This window comes from Rugosimonospora africana (genome assembly GCF_016862975.1).
Classification (GTDB): Bacteria; Actinomycetota; Actinomycetes; order Mycobacteriales; family Micromonosporaceae; genus Rugosimonospora; species Rugosimonospora africana.
On record NZ_BONZ01000063.1, the window covers coordinates 1 to 19,778 of the forward strand.

Consider the following 19,778-nt stretch of genomic DNA (forward strand, 5'->3'; position numbering starts at 1 on the left):
GAACATTCCAGGTATCTCCTCACGTGCCTTGCGGCACCGCTTCGCAAGCCCATGGGCCTAACCGCATCTATCACTCTATCGCCGCTGGCCGACACTCGGCCTCGCCGAGTCTTCGCTATCCCCTGGCGGCTTAACTGACCATGGACGGACAAACCACCGCGTACCAGCGGTTAAACCTCGGTCCCACAGTCCAACCGAGCCGGCCTGGGGAGTGTTCCAGCCGAGCGCTACGCGCAGAGCGAAATCTGCCACCCACGCTCGCCGGCGGGAGATCCCCCGCTCCGGCCTACCGGACTGAGCCGGCCCGCGTCGCGTACCGCCCGGCGCATTGCCACCGAACCGTCCGCGTCAGGTGGATGGAACGCCTCCGACGTCGCCCGCATTCCGTCGGGCGGAAATCCGCGAATCCTTCGGCTACGGTGGCGGCCGGATCTGGACATATCAGACAGATGGCCAAAGGCGCTCGACAAGTCAAAAGCTCCGTCGAGCCGAGGGCAGAGAAGGTCGAGGGCAGAGAAGGCCGAGGGCGTCGAGACGAGGACGGAGAAGAGAGTCGAGGGCGAGAGGAAATGACGCACGAGACAGAACAGGAGACACCGCGACCGAGACGGTCACGGTGTCTCCTGTTGCGTCGGTGCGATCGATTCAGCGGCCGGCGTCGGCGTTGTACTCGTCGACGATCTCCTGCGGGATCCGGCCACGGTCGGAGATATTGCGTCCCTTGCGCTTCGCCCAGGTACGGATTGCCTTGTTCTGCTCGCGGTCGGCCGCCGCGCTGCCCCGCGCACGTGCTGCGGCACGGCCTCCCACCACCACGCCGCCCCGGCCCACCCGACGGCCGTGTGCGATGAAATCGGAGAACGATTCCCGCAGTCGCGCAGCGTTTTTCTTCGAGAGGTCAATCTCGTACTGCACACCGTCGAGAGCGAACTTCACGGTCTCGTCGGCAGTGCCGCCTTCCAGATCATCCTCAAGGATGACAACTTCCCGTCTCGCCACCGTACAGGTTCCCTTCGCATAATCGGCCGATGCCGACCCGGAAACAATAACCCGGACGGCCGCCTTTCCGTCAATAGGAACGCAGAAATCACTCGGGACGGATCAGCGGGAACAGGATGGTCTCCCGAATGCCTAGGCCGGTCAGCGTCATGAGAAGCCGGTCGATACCCATGCCCATCCCGCCGGCCGGTGGCATTCCGTACTCCATGGCCCGGAGGAAATCCTCATCGAGGCGCATCGCCTCTGGATCCCCCTTGGCGGCCATGAGCGACTGGGCCACCAAACGCTCCCGTTGCACCACCGGATCAACCAGCTCCGAGTACGCGGTGGCCAGCTCGACGCCCCGTACGTACAGATCCCACTTCTCGGTCAGGCCGGGCGTCACCCGGTGCGCCCGGGTCAGCGGGGTGGTGTCCTCGGGGAAATCCCGGACGAAGGTCGGTTGGACCAGCCCGGGAACCACCAGCGCCTCAAAGAGCTCCTCGACCAGCTTCCCGTGGGTCCATTTGGGATCAACCGCCAGGTCATGCTTCGCCGCATATTCCAGAAGTGTGGCCATCGGCGTTTCCACCGACACTTCCTCGCCGAGCGCGTCGGAGAGGACGCCGAACAACGTCACGGAGCGCCAAGTCCCGCCGAGGTCGAACTCGGTGCCGTCATGATGTGTCACGACTAGTGAACCGGACACCGCCCGGGCCGACTCCTGTACCAGCTCCCGGGTGAGGGTGGCCATGGTGTCGTAGTCGCCGTACGCCTGGTACGCCTCCAACATCGCGAACTCCGGAGAGTGGGAGGAGTCGACACCCTCATTGCGGAAGTTGCGGTTTATCTCGAAGACACGATCGATTCCGCCGACCACACAGCGCTTCAGATACAACTCCGGCGCGATTCGCAGATACAGATCCGCATCCAGCGCATTGCTGTGTGTAACGAATGGACGGGCCGCCGCTCCGCCGGGCAACAACTGAAGCATCGGAGTTTCTACTTCTAGGTAACCACGGCTGTGCAGTGAGTCACGAAGACTCCGTACCACGGTCGCCCGGCTCCGTACCGTCTGCCGCGCCTGCGGGTGGACGATCAGGTCGACGTACCGCTGCCGGACCCTCGCCTCCTCGCTCAGCGGCTTGTGCGCGACCGGCAGCGGCCGCAGCGCCTTCGCGGTCATCGCCCAGGAGTCGGCCAGGACCGACAGCTCACCACGCCGGCTGGTGATCACCTCACCGGTGACCCCGACCTGGTCGCCGAGGTCGACCAGCCGCTTCCAGCTCTCCAACGCCTCCGGACCGACCCGGTCGAGCGACAGCATGGCCTGCAGCTCGGTGCCGTCGCCCTCGCGCAGGGTCGCGAAGCAGAGCTTGCCGGTGTTCCGGATGAAGATCACCCGGCCGGTCACGCTGACCTGGTCGCCGGTCGCCTGGTCGATCGGCAGGTCGGCGTAGCGCTTCCGGATTTCGGCCAGCGAGGCGGTCCGCGGGAAGCCGACCGGGTAAGGCTGCGCGCCGTCGGCGAGGATCCGGGCCCGCTTCTCCCGGCGTACCCTCATCTGCTCGGGAAGGTCGTCGGCGGTCGGCGGTGTCGGCGTTTCGGTCACGGCGCCCAGCCTACTGGCCGTCAACTCCGGCTCCTCACTTGAGAGCCCGCTGGCAGACCCGGCTGACCGGCTGCGCCGCCCAGAGGTTTGCCAGCAGGCTCTGAGTTAACCTGGCTGCCCATGACCGCTGACAAACGGCCGTCTGACCGTGACCCCGCCGCACAGGCCCTGTCCTTCGGGCTGGCCGCCGAACGCTACGACGCCAACCGTCCCACCTACCCCCCGGCCGCGCTGACCTGGGCACTCGGTACCCCGGCCCGGCACGTGGTCGACCTGGGCGCCGGTACCGGGATCCTGACCAGGGTGCTGCTGGCTCTCGGCCACCGGGTACTGCCGGTCGAGCCGGACGCTGGCATGCGCGACCGGCTCGCCACGACCACCCCCGACGCAGTACCGGTGGAAGGATCCGCCGAGCGGATTCCGCTGGAGGACGGCGCGGTCGACGCGGTGGTCGCCGGGCAGTCATACCACTGGTTCGATCCCGAGCCGGCGCACGCGGAGATCGCTCGCGTTCTGCGGTCCGGCGGCATATTCGCCCCGGTCTGGAACATCCGGGACGACTCGGTGCCGTGGGTGGCCCGGCTCACCGAGATCCTCGACGACCCGCGCGACCACCGGACCCACGAAGGGCTGCTCGAACACCCGGACTTCGGGCCCGAGTTCGGACCGGTCGCCAGCAAGGGCTTCCAGCACGAGGTACCGATGACGGCGGACCGGCTGGTCGCGCTCGTCTCCACCCGGTCCTACTACCTGACCGCGACCGGGCAGCGGCAGGCCGAGATCGAGACGCAGATCCGCGAGCTGGCCGCCGGGCTGCCGGAGGTGTTCCCGCTGCCGTACCTCACGATGATCTACAAGGCCGTCCGGAACTGACGACGGCCCGCCACCGGCCAGCTCCGCTCAGGTGTTCCGCTCGAACACCATCCGCAGACCGATCAGCGTGATCATCGGCTCGTGATGGGTGATGGTGCGGCACTCCCCGATCACGAGCGGAGCCAGGCCACCGGTGGCGATCACCGCCTTGACCTCACCCAACTCCTCGGTCATCCGTTCGACGATCCGGTCCACCTGACCGGCGAAGCCGAAGTACATCCCGGACTGAAGGCACTCCACGGTGTTCTTGCCGATCACCGATCGCGGCCGCACCGGCTCCACCTTGCGCAGCTGGGCCGCCCGCGCCGCGAGAGCGTCGAAGGAGATCTCGATGCCGGGCGCGAACGCGCCGCCGAGGAACTCGCCCCGGGCGCTGATCACGTCGAAGTTTGTGGTGGTACCGAAGTCGACCACAATCGACGGGCCGCCGTAGAGGGTGTATGCCGCCAGCGTGTTCACCACCCGGTCGGAGCCGACCTCCTTCGGGTTGTCGATGGCCAGCTGCACGCCGGTACGCACGCCGGCCTCCACGACCACCGTCGGCAGCCCGCCGTAGTACCGGCTGAGCATGCCGCGCAGCGAGCGCAACGCCGCCGGTACCGTCGAGCAGGCCGCCACCCCGGACAGCTCGACGTTGTCCGCGGCGAGCAGCCCCCGGAAGTGCAGGCCCAGCTCGTCGGCGGTGTTCCTGGCGTCGGTCTTGATCCGCCAGGAGTGCACCAGCTTGTCGCCCTCGAACGTGGCCAGCACGGTGTTGGTGTTTCCGATGTCGATGCAGAGCAGCACGGCAGAAACTCTAACGGCGGTCGGTGGCCACCGGTCCTAAGCCCTGCGCGAGCGGAGATCCATCGCGATGTCCAAGATCGGTGACGAGTGGGTGAGCCCGCCGACCGACAGGTAGTCCACCCCGGTCTGCGCGTACCGGCCGGCCACCGCCAGAGTCAGGTTGCCGGTGGCCTCCAGTTCGGCCTGGCCGCCCACCGCCTCGACGACCTCGCCCAGCAACTCGGCCGACATGTTGTCGCAGAGCAGGAACGTGGCCCCCGCGTCGACCGCCTCCCGAGCCTCGGCGACCGTGGTCACCTCGACCTGGATGGGTACCCGCGGGAAGGCGGCGCGGACCCGCTCGTACGCGGCGGTCAGCGAGCCGGCCGCGAGCTTGTGGTTGTCCTTGATCATGGCGACGTCGTACAGGCCCATGCGCTTGTTGGCGCCCCCGCCGGCCCGGACCGCGTACTTGTCCAGGATCCGCAGGCCGGGCGTCGTCTTGCGGGTGTCCAGGACGGTCGCCTTCGTGCCGGCGAGCACGTCGGCCCAGGCTCGGGTGTGGGTAGCGACGCCGGACATCCGGCAGATCAGGTTCAGCGCGGTGCGCTCGGCGGTCAGCAGGGCCCGGGTCGGACCGGCGACCGTGGCGAGGATGTCGCCGCGGGCCACCCGCTCGCCGTCCTTCACGGCGGCGGAGAACGACGCGGTACCCGTGCCGGACGCGCCCCGCTCCGGCGTACCGCTGTGCGCCGGCGTCGCCGAGGACGAGGCGACGTCGAACACCGCGGCGGCGACAGCCAGCCCGGCGACCACGCCCGGCGCACGGGCCACCAGCTCGGCGGTGTCGGTCTGCTCCGCCGGAATGGTGGCCACGCTGGTCACGTCGAGTCCGTCCGGCCCCAGGTCCTCGGCCAGCGCGCGCAGCACGATGTCGTGCACCTCCGCGACATCGAGTCCGTCGGCCACCAGGGCGTCCACTGTGGACTGATTCATGCTGTCGCCGCCCATTCCTCGGTAAGCCGGCCGTCGGTGTGCACCGCGGCCAGCAGGTGTCCGCGCCAGTCGTCGGACGCGTCCGGGAAGTCCTCCCGCCAGTGGCAGCCCCGCGTCTCCTCACGACGGGTCGCCGCCGCCAGCAGCGCGGACGCTACCGTGAGCAGGTTGCTCGCCTCCCAGGTGTCGGTGCGCGGAACCGACCGGGTACCGCCCAGCTCCACCAGCGCCCGCGAACCCCGGGCGAGCGACTCGGCGGAACGCAGCACCCCGGCGTTCGCGGTCATCGCGCGCTGCAACGGGTGGCGGATGGCCGCGTCCACCACGAAGCCCTCCGGCCGGTCGCCGGTCGCCGGATCGGCCTGGGGCGGCAGGTCGGCCGCCACGTCGACGGCGATGCGGCGGGCGAACACCAGCCCCTCCAGCAGTGAGTTGGACGCCAGCCGGTTGGCGCCGTGCACGCCGGTACAGGCGGCTTCGCCGCACGCGTACAGGCCCGGGATCGAGGTGCGGCCACGCAGGTCGGTGCGCACGCCGCCGGAGGCGTAGTGCGCGGCCGGCGCGACCGGGATCAGGCCGGCGGTCGGATCGATGCCGGCCGCCAGGCAGGACGCGGTGATGGTGGGGAACCGCCGGGCCAGATCGGGTACGTGGCGGGCGTCGAGGTACACGTGGTCGTCGCCGCGGGCGCGCAGTTGCCGGAAGATGCCCTTGGCCACCACGTCGCGCGGGGCGAGCTCGGCCAGCTCGTGCCGGCCCACCATGAACCGGGTGCCGTCGCCGTCGACCAGGTAGGCGCCCTCGCCCCGCAGCGCCTCGGAGACCAGCGGCTGCTGGTCGCCGAACGACGGGCCGAACAATGCCGTCGGGTGGAACTGCACGAACTCCAGGTCGGTCACCGCCGCACCGGCCCGCAGCGCGAGCGCGACGCCGTCGCCGGTGGACACCGTCGGGTTGGTGGTGGACGCGTAGATCTGGCCCATCCCGCCGGTCGCCAGCACCACGGCCCGGGCAAGGATCGCGCCGACCCCGTCCTCGGTGCCCTCACCGAGCACGTGCAGGGTGAGTCCGCAGGCCCGGCCGGTCGCGTCGGTCAGCAGGTCCAGGACGAGCGCATGCTCGACGAGCCGGATCCACGGATCGCGGTGCACCGCGGCGTGCAGCGCCCGCTGCACCTCGGCTCCGGTCGCGTCGCCGCCGGCGTGCACGATCCGGTTCGCGTGGTGCCCGCCCTCCCGGGTCAACATGAGCGAACCGTCCGGGTACCGATCGAACTCGGCGCCCCAGCGCATCAGCTCCCGTACCCTCGTCGGCCCCTCGGTGACCAGCACGTCGACCGCCGCCGGATCGCACAGCCCGACCCCGGCGGTGATCGTGTCCAGGGCGTGCGCGGACGGCGTGTCCAGCGGGTCGAGGACCGCGGCGATCCCGCCCTGGGCCCAGCGGGTCGAGCCGTCATCGATGTTGACCTTGGTGACGACCGTGACGTGCAGCCCCGCCTCGCGCAGGTGCAGCGCGGCGGTCAGCCCGGCCACCCCGGAGCCGACCACGATGACATCGGTGTTCTCCACCCAGCCCGGCTCCGGCGCCGGCAGCCGCACCGGAAGAGCCGGCAGATCCGGCGGAACGGGCAGCGCCGTCAGGGGCGGCAGGTCAGCCAGGGTCGCGGCGGAGGAGCTGAACGTGGACGGCGCCATCTGGCGATTGAAACCCACTTGTTCATTGTGGCAGCGGCCGGGCCCCGAGACTGCGAATCGAGCCACGCAGCCCGACGCTGGACAACGCGTAACAGGCGAACGTCTGGTCGCTGCCCAGCCAGGTCTGCGCGGTCGTCGGACCCACGTAGCCGACCGACAGATCCGAACGGTTTGCGCTGCTGGACAGGCCCAGATAGGTGCGGACGACCTCGCCGCAGCCACGGTTCGCGGTGTCCTTGACGGACGCGGCGTCGAACGGGGCGTCCGCCGGGGTGACCGTATAAGTGCCCACAAACTCACCGTCGTGTTCTTGATCACAGGCCGTGTACGCCGACCCATCCGCCCCGCGCGCCACACACGCGACGGCGATCTGCCCGCCCGCCGATTTCAGGCTCGCGGTACGGGTGGCGAACCGGGTACCGGCGGCGTCCACGGTCTGCGCCAGCGCACAGCCGAAGAACCCGTCACGCTGCGGGCTGATCCAGTCCGCGAGCACAGTCACCTGTGCCTTGTGCCACTCGCCGCCCAGGTAGGTCGAGGCGAATCCGCCGCAGGCCCGGCGCACCTCGGCCAGCATGAGGTTGTTCGCCACCTTCCCGTCGGTGCCGCCCTTGCGGCCCCGCACGATCAGGTCGTGGTCGACCTGCCCGACGTGGTACACCTCGGCGGTGTGCCCGGCCGTGCACGGAGCCGCCGTACCCGGCCAGGGGAACGTGCCGCGCGCCGCGGCGGGGTCCACCTGCCAGCACGAGCCGACCGCGGGCGCACCGGCCGGCGGCCTGTCCGGTACCGGGTCGGGCCGGTTGAGCGCCCACGCGATGCCGCCGATCGCCAGCAGTACCACCACGATCGCGCCGATCAGGCCCAGGACGCGCCGAGACATCTCCCTACCTCCCACCTGCCGGGTCCGCGACCCGGTCAGCCCTTCGGGGTCTTGCCGCGGATGCCCTTGACGCTGCCGGTGAAGTGTCCGCTCTTGGTGAACGCGTAGGCAAAGCACTGCACGGTACGGTCGCCGAGGTTCCACTGGTCCTCGTCGAAGGACTGCTCCCACCAGCCGACCGCCGGGTTGTCCCACTGGTCGGAGTTGGCGAACCCGAGGAACTTCGCGACCACTTCCACGCAGCCGTTGTCCCCCAGCCTCTCCCGGGCCGCGGCGGTGCTGGGCCAGGGGACGTTCGGTGCGGTGAAGGTGCCGGCGAACTCGGCGGCATGCGGCTGGGCGCAGTCGATCGGCCGCTCGGACAGGACGTTGCGCTGGTTGTCGGTGTCCACCGTCAGGCAGCCGTAGGCGGCGGTACGGGGACCGGACAGGTCACCCTTGAGCGTCCCGTCCTGGACGACCTCGGTGCCGTCGGGATCGGTGAGGTGCACCAGGTCGCAGCGGAACCACCGAGCGCCGCCGGCCCAGGCTTCGCCGCTGGGCAGCACCAGGCCCAGGAACACCATCGCGGCGTGCCAGTCGCCGCCCAGGTAGTCGGACGCGCCCTTCTGGCACTGCGCGTACAGGTTCGGCAGGAGCGGGCTGCCGTCGGCGGGCGGTTGGGAACGGGCGGCGTCGGCGCCGGTGAACGTGCCGACGTACGCCGTCTCGGTCTGGTGCTTGCGGGTTGCGCAGTCCACCGGATCGAAGTCACCGCGCCAGACCTTCGCGTACGGCCACACGTAACAGGCGCCGGCGACCGGTACCTGGACCTTCGCCCTGGGCATCGCCGGCCAGCCGTTGGTCAGGTCACCGTCGACCCCGGACGGTTTCGCGCAGCCGGACAGCGCTGCCACCACCGCGAGACCGGCGGCCAGCGCGACCCAGCGACGCATGCGTCTCCTCCTGCCGCTCCGCCCGACCTGCTCCGCCCGACGCGCTCCGATAAGCCCGGTGCCGGTCAGGACCACTTCGGCGCTTTGTCCTTCAGCCCCTTCACGCTGCCGACGAACCGCGCGCCGTTCGGGGACTCGCCCTTGAAGCCCAGCGCGGAACACACCACCGTGCGGTCGCCGAGCTTCCACTGGTCCTCCGAGGGCCCGCTAGTCATCCAGCCCATGTAGTTGCTGGCCACCACGCGCCCGCTGAGGCCGAGGAACTTCGCCACCACGGCCTCACAGCCGCTGTCGTACGTGTTCTGGCGAGTCTTCTGGTCGGCCGGCCATGGGACGTTCGGCGGCGTATACAGGCCGGCGACCTCGGCGTTGTGCGGCTTGGCGCAGTCGGTCACCTGCTGGTCGGTGATCGAACCCTTGCCGTCGTCGGTGACCGTCGAGCAGGTGAACGCGAGCGGCCGCTTGCCCCGCAGGCCGTCCTTCACGCTGCCGGTACGCGCGACATCCGTCTCGTTGGCGTCGGAGTACCGGACGATGTCACACCGGTACCAGCGCGCCCCGCCGGTCCATGCGTTCGAGCTGGGCAGCACCAGGCCCAGCTCGAACAGGCCGAGGTGGTAGTCACCGCCGAGATAGTTGGCGGCGCCCTTGAGGCACTGGGCGTACGCGTCGCGCCGGTCCTGGCTGTCCGATGCCGGCGGTGTCGACCGGTTGCCGGCCGAACCCGTGAAGGTGCCGACGAACACTGTCTCTTCCCCGTGGTCGCCGGTGCACGGCACGGTGTTGAAGTCGCCGTACCAAGTGTCGCCGTCGAGCACGCTGTCGTAGCAGACGGCGGCCACCGGGACCGCGACCTTCGCCTTCGGCATCGCCGGCCACCCGTTGGTCAGGTTTCCGTCGACCCCGGCGGGCGACGCGCAGCCGGCCAGCCCCGCGACGCCGATCAGAACGATGGCGGCGACCAGGCCACCGGAACGCCATGCACGCCGCATGAGCTGCCCTCCCCGTCAACGCAGGCAGCGCAGCCTAAGAGGATCCGGGGCCGGCCCACAATGGCCCGATCAGCCGGGACTGAGCCCTGTCCGGTGGGAGCGCGGAAGGTCAGCCGATCGTCACCGCGTCGCCGCGAGTCGGCTCGCCGACCATGCCCGGTACCGCCTCGGCCGGGTCACTGCCCAACTCGATGACCCGGTTCGAGGCGTTCACGTGCACGATCCGCGGACGGTACGTGCGGGCCAGCGCGTCGTCCAGCTGCCCGTACGAGATGAGGATGACCAGGTCGCCCGGGTGCACCAGGTGGGCCGCCGCGCCGTTGATGCCGATGACGCCGGAGCCCCGCTCGCCCGGGATGACGTACGTCTCCAGGCGGGCGCCGTTGGTCACGTCCACGATCGCCACCTGCTCGCCGGCGAGCAGGTCGGCCGCGTCCATCAGGTCCTCGTCGACGGTGACCGAGCCGACGTAGTGCAGGTCGGCCTGGGTCACGGTGGCGCGGTGAATCTTCGACTTGAGCATGGTGCGGAGCATGGTCACCCGATCTCCAGAGCGGTGTTGTCGATGAGTCGGGTGCTGCCCACCCGCGCGGCGATCAGCAGCCGCGCGGGTCCGCCGCGGGGAGCGGGGCCGAGCTCGGGATCGGTCACCACGAGGTAGTCGAGTTCGACGCGGGAGCCGAGCGCGGCCCGGGCGGCGGCCAGCACGATGGCGGCCTTCTCCCTGTCGCCGCCGGCCTTCTCTCCGTCGCCGGCCGCGCCTCGGTTGCCGTCGGCCGCGTCCCGGCCGCCGGCTGCCGCATCTCCGTTGCCGGCGCCCGCGCGCACCCCAGCGGCTAGCGCGGCCGACAGGGCCAGCGCGGCCTCGCGCCCGGCCGGGTCGAGGTACCGGTTCCGGCTGGAGCGGGCCAGCCCGTCCGGCTCCCGGACAGTGGGCACGCCGACGATCCGTACCGGCAGGTCGGTATCGCGCACCATCCGCCGTACCAGCGTCAGTTGCTGGTAGTCCTTCTCCCCGAAGAACGCGAGGTCCGGCCGGGTCAGGTGCAGCAGCTTGAGCACCACGGTCAGTACGCCGTGGAAGAACCCGGGCCGGCTCGCGCCCTCCAGGATCTCGCCGAGCGGACCGGGGTTGACCCGTACCGTGGGCTCGCCGTGCGGGTACATCTGCTCGACCGGAGGCGCGAAGACCACGTCCACCCCGTTGCGGGCGCAGATCGCGAGGTCGTCGTCGAGCGTCCGCGGGTACCGGTCCAGATCCTCGTTCGGGCCGAACTGCAGCGGGTTGACGAAGATGGTGACCAGCACCTTGTCGGCCTGCTCGGCGGCGGCCCGGATCAGTGCCTCGTGGCCGTCGTGCAGAGCGCCCATGGTCATCACCACGCCGACGGTGCCACTCAGCTTCGCCCGGGCATCGGCCAGCTCATCGCGGGTGGTCGCGACGATCATGCGACTGGCTCCTTTCCGCCGCGGCCGGCCGTTCCGGGCGCGGGTACGTCGTCGCTGCGGTACCCGGCGTCGGCCAGCGCGTCGAGCAGCGGGGCGGCCTCGGCTCCGCCGAGCCGGCCGGCCGCGATCGCCCGGTCCGCGGTGCGCCTGGCCAGCGCGAGGTACGCGGGCAGGGCGTCGGGCGCGGTGGAGGCCAGCACGTCCAGGTGCCGGGACACGGTACCGGCGTCGCCGCGCGACACCGGGCCGGTCAGCGCCGCGTCGCCCAGCTGCAGGGCGTTGTCGAGGGCGGCGTGCAGCAGCGGGTCGAGTACCCGCTCGGGGTGGCGTACGCCCGCGTCACGCAGCCGGTCCAGGGCGTCGTTGACGAGCGTGACCAGGTGGTTCGCCCCGTGCGCCAGAGCGGTGTGGTACAGCGCGCGGCTCTGCTCGGGGATCCATTCGGGGGTACCGCCGAGGTCCCGTACCAGCGTCTCGGCTAGCGGCCGGACATCCGCCGGAGCGGTCACCCCGAACGAGATGCCGGCCTTCAGCCGCGCCAGGTCGTCGGTGCGCCCGGTGAAGGTCATCGCGGGGTGGAGCGCCAGCGGTCGGGCGCCCTGGGCCACGGCCGGATGCAGCACACCGACTCCGTGCGCGCCGCTGGTGTGAGCCACGACCTGCGGGCCCCGCTGGTGCTCGCCCGGGCCGAGCTCGTCTGGCCTGCTGTCGTCTGGCCTGCGCTCTCTCGGCCGGCGCTCGCCCGGCCTGCGCTCGTCTGGCCCGCGCTCGCCCGGCCTGCGGAAGGCGCCGGACTCGGCCAGGTGCGCGATCAGCGGGGCGAGAACGTCATCGGGTACCGCGAAGATCACCAGCTCGGCCCCGGCGACGACGTCGGCAGGGCGGAGGCGCGGCGTACCCGGGAGAAGGTCTTCGATGTGAGCCTGGGCGGCGGCCGAACGGCCGGAGGCGCCGATGATGTCGTACCCGGCACTGGCGAGCGCCGCACCCAGGGCGGAACCTACCCGTCCGGCTCCGACGATGCCGACGGTCTTTACGCGCGTCGATGCGCCCATGATCTGATCCAGTCCTCGAAGGTGGGGTACCGGTCGATGGCCAGTATGCGCCGATACGCCGAACCCCACCCAGGACGTGTGGGGATCTTCACTGGCCGGGCCGGACCAGCCCCGCCTCGTACGCGAGCACCACCGCCTGTACCCGGTCGCGCAGCCCGAGCTTGGTGAGGATCCGCCCGACGTGCGTCTTGACCGTGGTCTCCGCCACGTACAACCGCTCGGCGATCTCCACGTTGGACATCCCCTGCGCGACCAGCAGCAGCACCTCGCGCTCCCGGTCGGTCAGTTGCGCCAACCGCCCGGCATCGCCCGGCCGCGGCGCCAACTGGCCGGCGAACCGGTCGAGCAGCCGCCGGGTGATCCGCGGCGCGACGACCGCCTCACCGCCGGCCACCACCCGGATCGCGGACAGCAGATCCTCGGGCGGCACGTTCTTGAGCAGGAAGCCGCTTGCCCCGGCCTGCAGCGCGGCGAACGCGTCGGCATCGGTGTCGAACGTGGTCAGCACGAGTACCCGTGGCGTACCGCCGTCCCGCTCGCCGCCGCACAGCCGGCGGGTCGCCTCCACTCCGTCCATGACCGGCATGCGGATGTCCATCACCACGACGTCGGCCCGCACACCAGTGAGCAGCCGCAGCGCCTCCACGCCGTCGCCGGCCTCGCCGACCACCTCGATGTCCGGCTGGGATGCGAGCACCATCCGGAATCCGGCGCGGACCAACGACTGGTCGTCGACGATGACCACCCGGATCACGTCCACGGCACCTCCGCATGGACCCGCCAGCCGCCGCTGAGCTTCGGCCCGGCCTCGAAGGTCCCGCCGTGTACGGCGACCCGCTCGCGCATCCCCACCAGCCCGTGCCCCTCCCCGTAACGGCCGGAGCCGCCGTCGGAGCCATATCCGCCCGAACCGCCCTCGGAACCGTGCCGGCCCGAGCCGTCCCCGGAGTCGTGCCCGGTCGCGGCGGCTCCGCCGTCGTCGTCGACGTCGATCAGCACCGCGTCCGGCCGGTACCGCAGCGCCAGGTCCACGGCCGCGGACAGTCCGGCGTGACGCAGAACGTTGGTCAACGCCTCCTGGACGATCCGGTACACCGTCAGCTCCGCCGAGGGCGGCAGCTCCGGCCGCTCGCCGCTCTCGGTCAGGGTGACCCGCAGCCCGGCCGAGCGCGCCCGATCCACCAGGGCGCCGAGCTGGTCCAGGCCGACCCGGCGCCGGTCCGCCGCCGGGTCGGTCTCCTCGTCGCCGCCGCGCAGCACGCCGACCAACCGGCGCATGTCCTCCAGCGCGTCACGGCCGGTCGACGCGACCTGCTTGATCGCGGCCTTCGCCCGGTCCGGATCGGCGTCCAGCGTGTACGTGGCACCGTCCGCCTGCACGATCATGACTGCCATGCTGTGCGCGACGACATCGTGCAGTTCCCGGGCGATGGACGCCCGCTCGGTGGCGACCGCGATCCGGGCCAGGTGGTCGCGCTCCCGCTCCGCGGTCGCCGCTCGCTCCTCCAGGCCGGCCACGTAGAGCCGCCGGGTCCGCACCGTGTACGCGCTGAGCCACACCGCGACGCAGACCGCCATGAGAAAGGCACTCTCCTCGACCCACAGCCGGGCGAGGCGCGGGAGGTCCGGCGCGGCGTTGATGTGCCGTTCCAGCTCGATTCCGCAGCCGATCACCACCGGTACCGCGGCGAGCAGCCCGTGCCAGAGCCGCCGCCCGTACTTGACGACGGAGTACATCGCGATCAGGACGGCGATGTCGTACAGCTGTGGATCATGCCAGGGCGAGTACAGCAGCACCTGGAGCAGCCCGCCGAGGCTGACCAGGGCCATCACCACCAGCGGGTACCGGCGGCGGCCCAGCAGGGCGACGGCCATGCCCAGCCCGATCAACCGGACCCTGGGGCCCACCCGGACGTTGAAGGGCTGCCAGAGCGCGGTGAACGCGACGATCGCCGCGACCATGATGTCGAACGACGCCTGGCGCGACGAGATCCACGACGCCACCCCGGCCACCGGCCACCGGTACAAGCGCGGCACCCGGCCGGCGTCCCGCGCGGCCAGCCGCAAGCGACGGGTCACGGGCGGGCTGGCCATGCACCGAGGGTATCCGCCGGCAGCCCGGACGCCGCCCGACCGCGGTACGACATCGGCGCGAGGGGCGTCCTCCCTGAGAAGGATGCGGGGCCTGTCCCGCCGATCTTTGTTGAGCCGAGGCGCCACCGGGCGGCTGGGCCCGCGGCTCCCAACCGGCCTGGCTCGGCGCGTGTGGCGCCGCTCTGGCTTGTGGATCTGGCGCCACGTGACGGCCCAGACCGGTCGCCGGGCCGGCGAGTGACCGGCGGGACGGGACCTGGGTAGATTTCGTCGGGTGCGCTGGCGGCAGGCGATGGAGCGGGCCCTCTACGGGCCGGACGGCTTCTTCGTGTCCGCGAACCGCCCCGCCGACCATTTCCGCACCAGCGTGCACGCGTCGCCGCTGTTCGCCGGCGCGCTGGCCGGGCTGCTGAGCCGGCTCGATGAGGCGATGGGCACGCCCGACGCGCTGGACGTGGTCGACGTCGGCGCGGGCCGGGGTGAACTGCTGCGGGCGCTGGCCGAGACGGTCCCCGACGGGCTCCGCGAGCGTCTCCGGCTGACCGCGGTGGAGTTGGCGCCCCGACCGGCCGACCTGCCGCCCGCCGTGAGCTGGTCGGCCACCGTACCGGCGGGGGTCCGCGGGCTGCTGATCGCGACCGAGTGGCTGGACAACGTACCGGTGGACCTGGCCGAGTTGGACGGCACCGGGGTGGCGCGCTACGTCGAGGTCGACGACTCGCTCGGCGATCCGGTGTCCGATGTGGATGCCGAGTGGCTGGATCGCTGGTGGCCACTGGCTCCCGGGCACCGGGCCGAGATCGGCGTACCGCGGGAGGACGCCTGGCGGGCCGCGATGTCCACTGTGGAGCATGGGTGGGCGCTCACGGTGGACTACGGGCACCTGGCGGCGGAGCGGCCACCGCTCGGTACCCTCACCGGCTTCCGCGCGGGGCGGCAGGTGCACCCGGTACCGGACGGGTCGTGCGACCTCACCGCCCACGTGGCGGTCGACGCGCTGGCGGCCGCCACGCCCGGCACCGCCACGCTGATCACCCAGCGGGACGCGCTGCGCCGGCTCGGCGTGTCCGGCGCCCGACCGCCCCTCGCTCTCGCCTCCACCGACCCGACCGGGTACCTGCGCGCACTGGCCCGGGCCGGCCAGGCGGCCGAGTTGACCGATCCGGCCGGCCTGGGCAGCCACTTCTGGCTGCTGTCCCCGGTCGGTGTGCCCGTACCATTCGAACCATGACCCGCGAGGTGGTTGTCGGAACCGGTACCGGCCTGGACACCGCGGACATGGTGCTCAACATCGGGCCACAACACCCGTCGACGCACGGGGTACTGCGACTGAAGCTGGTGCTCGACGGCGAGCGGGTGATCTCCTGCGAGCCGATCATCGGGTACATGCACCGGGGCGCGGAGAAGCTCTTCGAGGTCCGCGACTACCGGCAGATCATCGTGCTGGCCAACCGGCACGACTGGCTGTCCGCGTTCGCCAACGAGCTGGGTGTGGCGCTGGCCGTCGAGCGGCTGATGGGCATCGAGGTACCGGAGCGGGCGGTGTGGCTGCGTACCGCGCTCGCCGAACTGAACCGGGTACTCAACCACCTGATGTTCCTCGGCTCGTACCCGCTGGAGATCGGCGCCATCACGCCGGTCTTCTACGCGTTCCGGGAACGGGAGACTCTCCAGACGATCATGGAGGAGGTCTCCGGTGGCCGGATGCACTACATGTTCAACCGGGTCGGTGGGCTGAAGGAGGAGGTGCCGGCGGGCTGGACCCGGCGCGCCCGGGCCGCGATCGGCGAAGTGCGCCGGCGGCTGCCCGACCTGGACAACCTGATCCGGCGCAACGAGATCTTCCTCGCCCGTACCGTCGGGGTGGGTGTGCTCACCGCGGAGCAGGCCGCCGCGTACGGCGCCTCCGGGCCGGTGGCCCGCGCCTCCGGGCTGGACTTCGACCTGCGCCGGGACGAGCCGTACCTGGCCTACGGATCCCTGTCGGTACCGGTGGTGACCCGCCAGGAGGGCGACTGCCACGCCCGGTTCGAGTGCCTGCTGGACCAGGTCTTCGTCTCCCTCGACCTCGCGGAGACCTGCCTCGAGCGGGTCGATCAGATATCCGGTCCGGTCAACGTGCGGCTCCCGAAGGTGGTCAAGGCGCCGGAGGGGCACACCTACGCGTGGACCGAGAACCCGCTCGGCATCAACGGGTACTACCTGGTGTCGCGGGGCGAGAAGACACCGTGGCGGATGAAGCTGCGTACCGCGTCGTACGCGAACGTGCAGGCGCTGTCCACGCTGCTGCCCGGTTGCCTGGTACCGGACCTGATCGCCATCCTCGGCTCGATGTTCTTCGTGGTCGGCGACATCGACAAGTGATCCCGGTGCGGCGGTGACCAGCGCCGGTGGTCAGCGTCGTCGGTCAGCGCCAGCGGTCGTCGGTCAGCTCGAAGTCGATCCGGTGCGACCGCGATCCGCCGCTCCGGGATCCGCTGTCGCCACCCCGCTCCCAGCGGTCGTCCCGGTCCTCTTCCCGGCGGCGGCGCGGTTCCCGTTCCCGTTCCCGTTCGGCCGGCTCCTCGCGCCAGCCCTGGGTCCAACTCGACGCCGACGGTCCGCTCGCCGCGGGCAGCGCCGGCGCCGAACCGCGCCGTGGCCACGACGACTCCTCGGACCAGGACTGCTCGTCGTCGTCCTGGCGCGCCCGCCGTCCGGTGGACCGGTTTTCCCCGGACGACTCGGCCGACCAGCGCTCCTCACGCTCCCGCCGCTCCCGGCGGGTCTCCCGGGGCTCGTCGGAGGAGTCGCGCGACCGCGACTCGTGACGGGAACCGCGGCTCTCCTCGCGCGAGTGCTCCGAACGACGGTCCTCGTCCCGGCGCCGCCCTTCGTCCCGGCGATTCTCATCGCGCCGGTTGTCCTCACGGCGGCTCTCGTCGCGCCGGCCCTCCTCGCGGCGCACCGACGCCCACCGATCCTCGATCCGCATCTCGGTGCCGGACTCGTCGGAGTGCATCTCCGCACGCCGCTCGCCCATGCGCAGCTCGCGTCCGCGATCGTCGGAGCGGACCGCGGCCCAGCGGTCGCCCGCGCGCATTTCCGACCACCGCGCGTCGTCCGCCGGATCGTCCCGGTCGTGGCGGCGCGGCCGCCACGAGTCACGGCTGTCCCTGACGTCGCCGCTCGGGTACTCCTCGCGGCCCCGAATGTCTCCGCTCGGGTAGTCGTCGTCGCGGTAGTGGCCGGCGCCACGGTGTCCGCCGCCCCGGCGGTCGTCAGAGCGCGAACCGCCCCGCTCCTCGGCCAGGCGTTCGCGCAGCCGCTGCTCGGTCCAGGAATCGCCACGGTCGTCACGGTCGGAGCCCCGGCCGTCGCGGTCTGACCGGGCCCGCTCGAAGTCACGCTCCGACCGCTCGGAGCCCCGCCGCCCCGCCGGTGGTGGAGTGGGTGGCTCGGCCGCCTGCCGATCGGACGTGCCTCCGCCGCCGTAGACCGTGCCGCGCTCGGCGTCGCCGTGCTGGTCCACGATCGTCTGCCGGGTGGTCTCCCGGACGGTCTCGGTGTGCCGCACCACGCCACCGGCCACCATCGGGCTGCTCGGCTGCTGCTGCTCGGCCGGGGGCGGTACCGGCGCGCTGCGCGCGGCCGCCTTGGGCTCCGCCCGTTCCTGTCCGGCGGCGCGGACCGCCTCCACCTGACCGCGCAACGCCTCCAGGTTGTCGTTGAGCGCCTGAAGCTTGTCGGAGAACGACTTGTGCGTCGCCCGGGCGGCGGTGGTGATGTCCTGGCGTACGTCCTCGCGGAGCGCGTCGATCTCGTCGAGCATGGTCTCCTCAAGCTCGACGCGCACGCTGCCCGCGTCCGGCCGCAGCATGACGGACAATCCGACGAGTACGACGGCGAGAATGGCGAGTACGGCCGCTACCTTGAGCCCGGATGCTCCGCCGACCAGCAACAGGAGTGCTGCCAGTGGAGCCAGGCCCACCCCGATCCAGAAGACCACGGTCAGTAGCCGTCCGCCCCGCCTTCCCTCCTGCTGGGTTTCCGAGGCCGGCATGGCTCTAGAGGCTACCGAGAGTTGGAACGGAACGGAAACCCCCAAACCCAGCCCAGCGGCACCGGTCACGACGCATGACGCAGTGTGTCGACGGCTTGACGCGATGCGGCCCCGGACCATCGGTCCGGGGCCGCGTGGAACATCGACCGCGCTGGCGCTTCAACGCCTTGTCCCGCGGTCGGGCCGCCTTTGTCGCGCGGCCAGGCCGGTCGATCGTGCGATCAGCTCGCGAAGACCGGGTCCGACGAGAGGACCAGGCCGATAGAGATCTGACCACCGGTCAGCGCGGTCTTGGTCAGGTTGCCGCCGCTGTCGAGCTGCTTGAACTGACCGAACTGCAGGTTGTACTTCGACTCCAGGCCCTGCTGGCAGAACGGCCGCTGCGGGCACTCCGGCGGGCCCCCGAGCACGGACGCCTTGCCCGAGCACTTGGACGCGAAGTCCGACAGCGTCTTGAGCGAGTACTTGTCGGCGAGCGCCTTGGTGACGGCGAACGCGTCCTCGTCCGTCGCCTGGGACGGGTCGCCGAAGCTCAGGCCGGCCTTGGTGCCGTCCGCCTTGAGCGCGGTGACCGTCGTGTTCAGGTCGCTGGACGCCTGCGGGGAGGCGCTGGCGCCGTTCACCTTGCTGTTCAGGAACTCGGTGAGGGTTGCCGCGTACTCCGGCACGACCTGGATCTGGTTCTTCTCCAGAGCCGGCTCGTAGAGCTCCCGGTTGCCGATCGTCTGCGTGGTCGCGGTGAAGCCGGCCGCGTTCAGCACGATCTTGTACAGCTCGGCGAGCGTCTGGTTCTCGCTGAAGTTGGCCGCGCCGACCACGATCTTCCCGCCCGCGCCCTTGGTGATACCGCTGGTCAGGTTGTTGGCCGACGCGAAGTCGGCGGCGGCCGCGGCCGACGTCTTGTGGTCGATGTCGGTCGCCTTGTTCAGCGCCACCAGCTTCGTGGTGTCGAGCGCGGTGGAGACCTTGTTCAGCGCCGCCAGCAGTTCCGGCGTCGCGGCCTTCGTGTTGATCGCCGGGATGATGTTGTCGGTGTTCTGCATGTGCTTGTCGTCATCGAGCACGACCAATTGCTGCCCGGCGATGGGTGCGCATCCGCCGGCCGCCACGCCGCTTGCCGGTGCCGCGGTCCCCGAAGAGCCCGCCTTGCCGCAACCCGCGATGGTGCCCGCCGCCAATGCGAACCCCAGTAGGCCCACCGCGACGCGCGCTGCCCTGTGCATATTTCGTGCCCGCCTTCCGTGTCCCGGCGCGGCCGAATGGCCACGCCGCGTGTCCGACGGGCGGTATCGGTAATGAGTACCGCCCAGTGAACTCCCAGCTCAGCATCACAGTGCTGAGGGCACCAACAGATAACACATTTCGTTAGCGGAGCTTCATCTACGCGTCTTGCGGCGCCTGGAATGT

18 protein-coding genes are annotated in these 19,778 nt (G+C 71.0%); 3 read left to right on the forward strand and 15 right to left on the reverse strand.

Annotated features, from left to right (window positions below):
• Positions 1-645: 645 nt before the first annotated feature.
• Positions 646-999 (reverse strand): histone-like nucleoid-structuring protein Lsr2, encoded by a 354-nt coding sequence (locus tag Raf01_RS31330; RefSeq protein ID WP_203921675.1) that lies wholly within the window; start codon positions 997-999, stop codon positions 646-648.
• A gap of 88 nt (positions 1,000-1,087) precedes the next feature.
• Entirely contained in the window at positions 1,088-2,542 is a 1,455-nt protein-coding gene (lysS, locus tag Raf01_RS31335) for a lysine--tRNA ligase (protein WP_203921697.1), read from the reverse strand.
• A 168-nt stretch (positions 2,543-2,710) separates the two neighbouring features.
• Between lysS and Raf01_RS31340 the strand changes: the two genes are divergently transcribed.
• Positions 2,711-3,463 (forward strand): class I SAM-dependent methyltransferase, encoded by a 753-nt coding sequence (locus Raf01_RS31340; RefSeq protein WP_203921676.1) that lies wholly within the window; start codon positions 2,711-2,713, stop codon positions 3,461-3,463.
• A gap of 27 nt (positions 3,464-3,490) precedes the next feature.
• Here the strand turns inward: Raf01_RS31340 and Raf01_RS31345 are convergent, their stop codons facing one another.
• From Raf01_RS31345 to Raf01_RS31395, 11 genes are all read right to left on the reverse strand, one after another.
• On the reverse strand, positions 3,491-4,249 hold the full coding sequence (locus Raf01_RS31345; RefSeq protein ID WP_203921677.1) for a type III pantothenate kinase: 759 nt from the start codon (positions 4,247-4,249) through the stop codon (positions 3,491-3,493).
• Positions 4,250-4,285: 36 nt separating this feature from the next.
• On the reverse strand, positions 4,286-5,224 hold the full coding sequence (gene nadC / locus Raf01_RS31350) for a carboxylating nicotinate-nucleotide diphosphorylase (RefSeq protein ID WP_203921678.1): 939 nt from the start codon (positions 5,222-5,224) through the stop codon (positions 4,286-4,288).
• Complete coding sequence (locus Raf01_RS31355) at positions 5,221-6,921, reverse strand: L-aspartate oxidase (protein ID WP_203921698.1); 1,701 nt, start codon at positions 6,919-6,921, stop codon at positions 5,221-5,223. Before Raf01_RS31355 ends, nadC begins: the two co-directional genes overlap by 4 nt.
• A 22-nt stretch (positions 6,922-6,943) precedes the next feature.
• The gene (locus Raf01_RS31360; RefSeq protein WP_203921679.1) at positions 6,944-7,804 is read right to left on the reverse strand and encodes a septum formation family protein; all 861 of its coding nucleotides are present in this window, start codon (positions 7,802-7,804) and stop codon (positions 6,944-6,946) included.
• A gap of 35 nt (positions 7,805-7,839) precedes the next feature.
• The gene (locus tag Raf01_RS31365; RefSeq protein WP_203921680.1) at positions 7,840-8,739 is read right to left on the reverse strand and encodes a septum formation family protein; all 900 of its coding nucleotides are present in this window, start codon (positions 8,737-8,739) and stop codon (positions 7,840-7,842) included.
• A 65-nt stretch (positions 8,740-8,804) separates the two neighbouring features.
• Entirely contained in the window at positions 8,805-9,731 is a 927-nt protein-coding gene (locus Raf01_RS31370) for a septum formation family protein (protein ID WP_203921681.1), read from the reverse strand.
• Positions 9,732-9,840: 109 nt separating this feature from the next.
• Complete coding sequence (gene panD, locus Raf01_RS31375) at positions 9,841-10,266, reverse strand: aspartate 1-decarboxylase (protein WP_203921699.1); 426 nt, start codon at positions 10,264-10,266, stop codon at positions 9,841-9,843.
• Positions 10,267-10,268: 2 nt separating this feature from the next.
• Entirely contained in the window at positions 10,269-11,180 is a 912-nt protein-coding gene (panC, locus tag Raf01_RS31380) for a pantoate--beta-alanine ligase (RefSeq protein WP_203921682.1), read from the reverse strand.
• Entirely contained in the window at positions 11,177-12,235 is a 1,059-nt protein-coding gene (locus tag Raf01_RS31385) for a Rossmann-like and DUF2520 domain-containing protein (protein ID WP_203921683.1), read from the reverse strand. Before Raf01_RS31385 ends, panC begins: the two co-directional genes overlap by 4 nt.
• A gap of 88 nt (positions 12,236-12,323) precedes the next feature.
• Entirely contained in the window at positions 12,324-12,989 is a 666-nt protein-coding gene (locus Raf01_RS31390; RefSeq protein ID WP_203921700.1) for a response regulator, read from the reverse strand.
• Positions 12,986-14,329: a sensor histidine kinase gene (locus Raf01_RS31395; RefSeq protein ID WP_203921684.1), complete on the reverse strand. Its 1,344-nt coding sequence runs from the start codon at positions 14,327-14,329 to the stop codon at positions 12,986-12,988. Before Raf01_RS31395 ends, Raf01_RS31390 begins: the two co-directional genes overlap by 4 nt.
• 292 nt (positions 14,330-14,621) lie before the next feature.
• Here Raf01_RS31395 and Raf01_RS31400 point away from each other — a divergent pair, with 292 nt between their 5' ends.
• Both Raf01_RS31400 and Raf01_RS31405 read left to right on the forward strand, forming a co-directional pair.
• Complete coding sequence (locus Raf01_RS31400; protein WP_203921701.1) at positions 14,622-15,560, forward strand: SAM-dependent methyltransferase; 939 nt, start codon at positions 14,622-14,624, stop codon at positions 15,558-15,560.
• The gene (locus tag Raf01_RS31405; RefSeq protein ID WP_203921685.1) at positions 15,557-16,693 is read left to right on the forward strand and encodes an NADH-quinone oxidoreductase subunit D; all 1,137 of its coding nucleotides are present in this window, start codon (positions 15,557-15,559) and stop codon (positions 16,691-16,693) included. Before Raf01_RS31400 ends, Raf01_RS31405 begins: the two co-directional genes overlap by 4 nt.
• A gap of 43 nt (positions 16,694-16,736) precedes the next feature.
• Here Raf01_RS31405 and Raf01_RS31410 read toward each other — a convergent pair whose 3' ends face one another.
• Together Raf01_RS31410 and Raf01_RS31415 are read right to left on the reverse strand one after the other, a co-directional pair.
• A complete protein-coding gene (locus Raf01_RS31410) occupies positions 16,737-18,371 on the reverse strand; it encodes a hypothetical protein (protein ID WP_203921686.1) in 1,635 nt (544 codons plus the stop codon).
• Between the two features lie 221 nt (positions 18,372-18,592).
• Complete coding sequence (locus Raf01_RS31415) at positions 18,593-19,594, reverse strand: glycine betaine ABC transporter substrate-binding protein (protein ID WP_203921687.1); 1,002 nt, start codon at positions 19,592-19,594, stop codon at positions 18,593-18,595.
• Positions 19,595-19,778: the final 184 nt, after the last annotated feature.

What these genes read in the sequence shown, in the direction of transcription:
- Raf01_RS31400 (WP_203921701.1), top strand. Translation starts at nt 14,622, where the DNA reads ATGGAGCGGGCCCTCTACGGGCCGGACGGCTTCTTCGTGTCCGCGAAC.
- Raf01_RS31385 (WP_203921683.1), bottom strand. Translation starts at nt 12,235, where the DNA reads ATGGGCGCATCGACGCGCGTAAAGACCGTCGGCATCGTCGGAGCCGGA.
- Raf01_RS31370 (WP_203921681.1), bottom strand. Translation starts at nt 9,731, where the DNA reads ATGCGGCGTGCATGGCGTTCCGGTGGCCTGGTCGCCGCCATCGTTCTG.
- panD (WP_203921699.1), bottom strand. Translation starts at nt 10,266, where the DNA reads ATGCTCCGCACCATGCTCAAGTCGAAGATTCACCGCGCCACCGTGACC.
- lysS (WP_203921697.1), bottom strand. Translation starts at nt 2,542, where the DNA reads ATGAGGGTACGCCGGGAGAAGCGGGCCCGGATCCTCGCCGACGGCGCG.
- Raf01_RS31340 (WP_203921676.1), top strand. Translation starts at nt 2,711, where the DNA reads ATGACCGCTGACAAACGGCCGTCTGACCGTGACCCCGCCGCACAGGCC.
- nadC (WP_203921678.1), bottom strand. Translation starts at nt 5,224, where the DNA reads ATGAATCAGTCCACAGTGGACGCCCTGGTGGCCGACGGACTCGATGTC.
- Raf01_RS31405 (WP_203921685.1), top strand. Translation starts at nt 15,557, where the DNA reads ATGACCCGCGAGGTGGTTGTCGGAACCGGTACCGGCCTGGACACCGCG.
- Raf01_RS31365 (WP_203921680.1), bottom strand. Translation starts at nt 8,739, where the DNA reads ATGCGTCGCTGGGTCGCGCTGGCCGCCGGTCTCGCGGTGGTGGCAGCG.
- Raf01_RS31395 (WP_203921684.1), bottom strand. Translation starts at nt 14,329, where the DNA reads ATGGCCAGCCCGCCCGTGACCCGTCGCTTGCGGCTGGCCGCGCGGGAC.
- Raf01_RS31360 (WP_203921679.1), bottom strand. Translation starts at nt 7,804, where the DNA reads ATGTCTCGGCGCGTCCTGGGCCTGATCGGCGCGATCGTGGTGGTACTG.
- Raf01_RS31410 (WP_203921686.1), bottom strand. Translation starts at nt 18,371, where the DNA reads ATGCCGGCCTCGGAAACCCAGCAGGAGGGAAGGCGGGGCGGACGGCTA.
- Raf01_RS31355 (WP_203921698.1), bottom strand. Translation starts at nt 6,921, where the DNA reads ATGGCGCCGTCCACGTTCAGCTCCTCCGCCGCGACCCTGGCTGACCTG.
- panC (WP_203921682.1), bottom strand. Translation starts at nt 11,180, where the DNA reads ATGATCGTCGCGACCACCCGCGATGAGCTGGCCGATGCCCGGGCGAAG.
- Raf01_RS31415 (WP_203921687.1), bottom strand. Translation starts at nt 19,594, where the DNA reads ATGCACAGGGCAGCGCGCGTCGCGGTGGGCCTACTGGGGTTCGCATTG.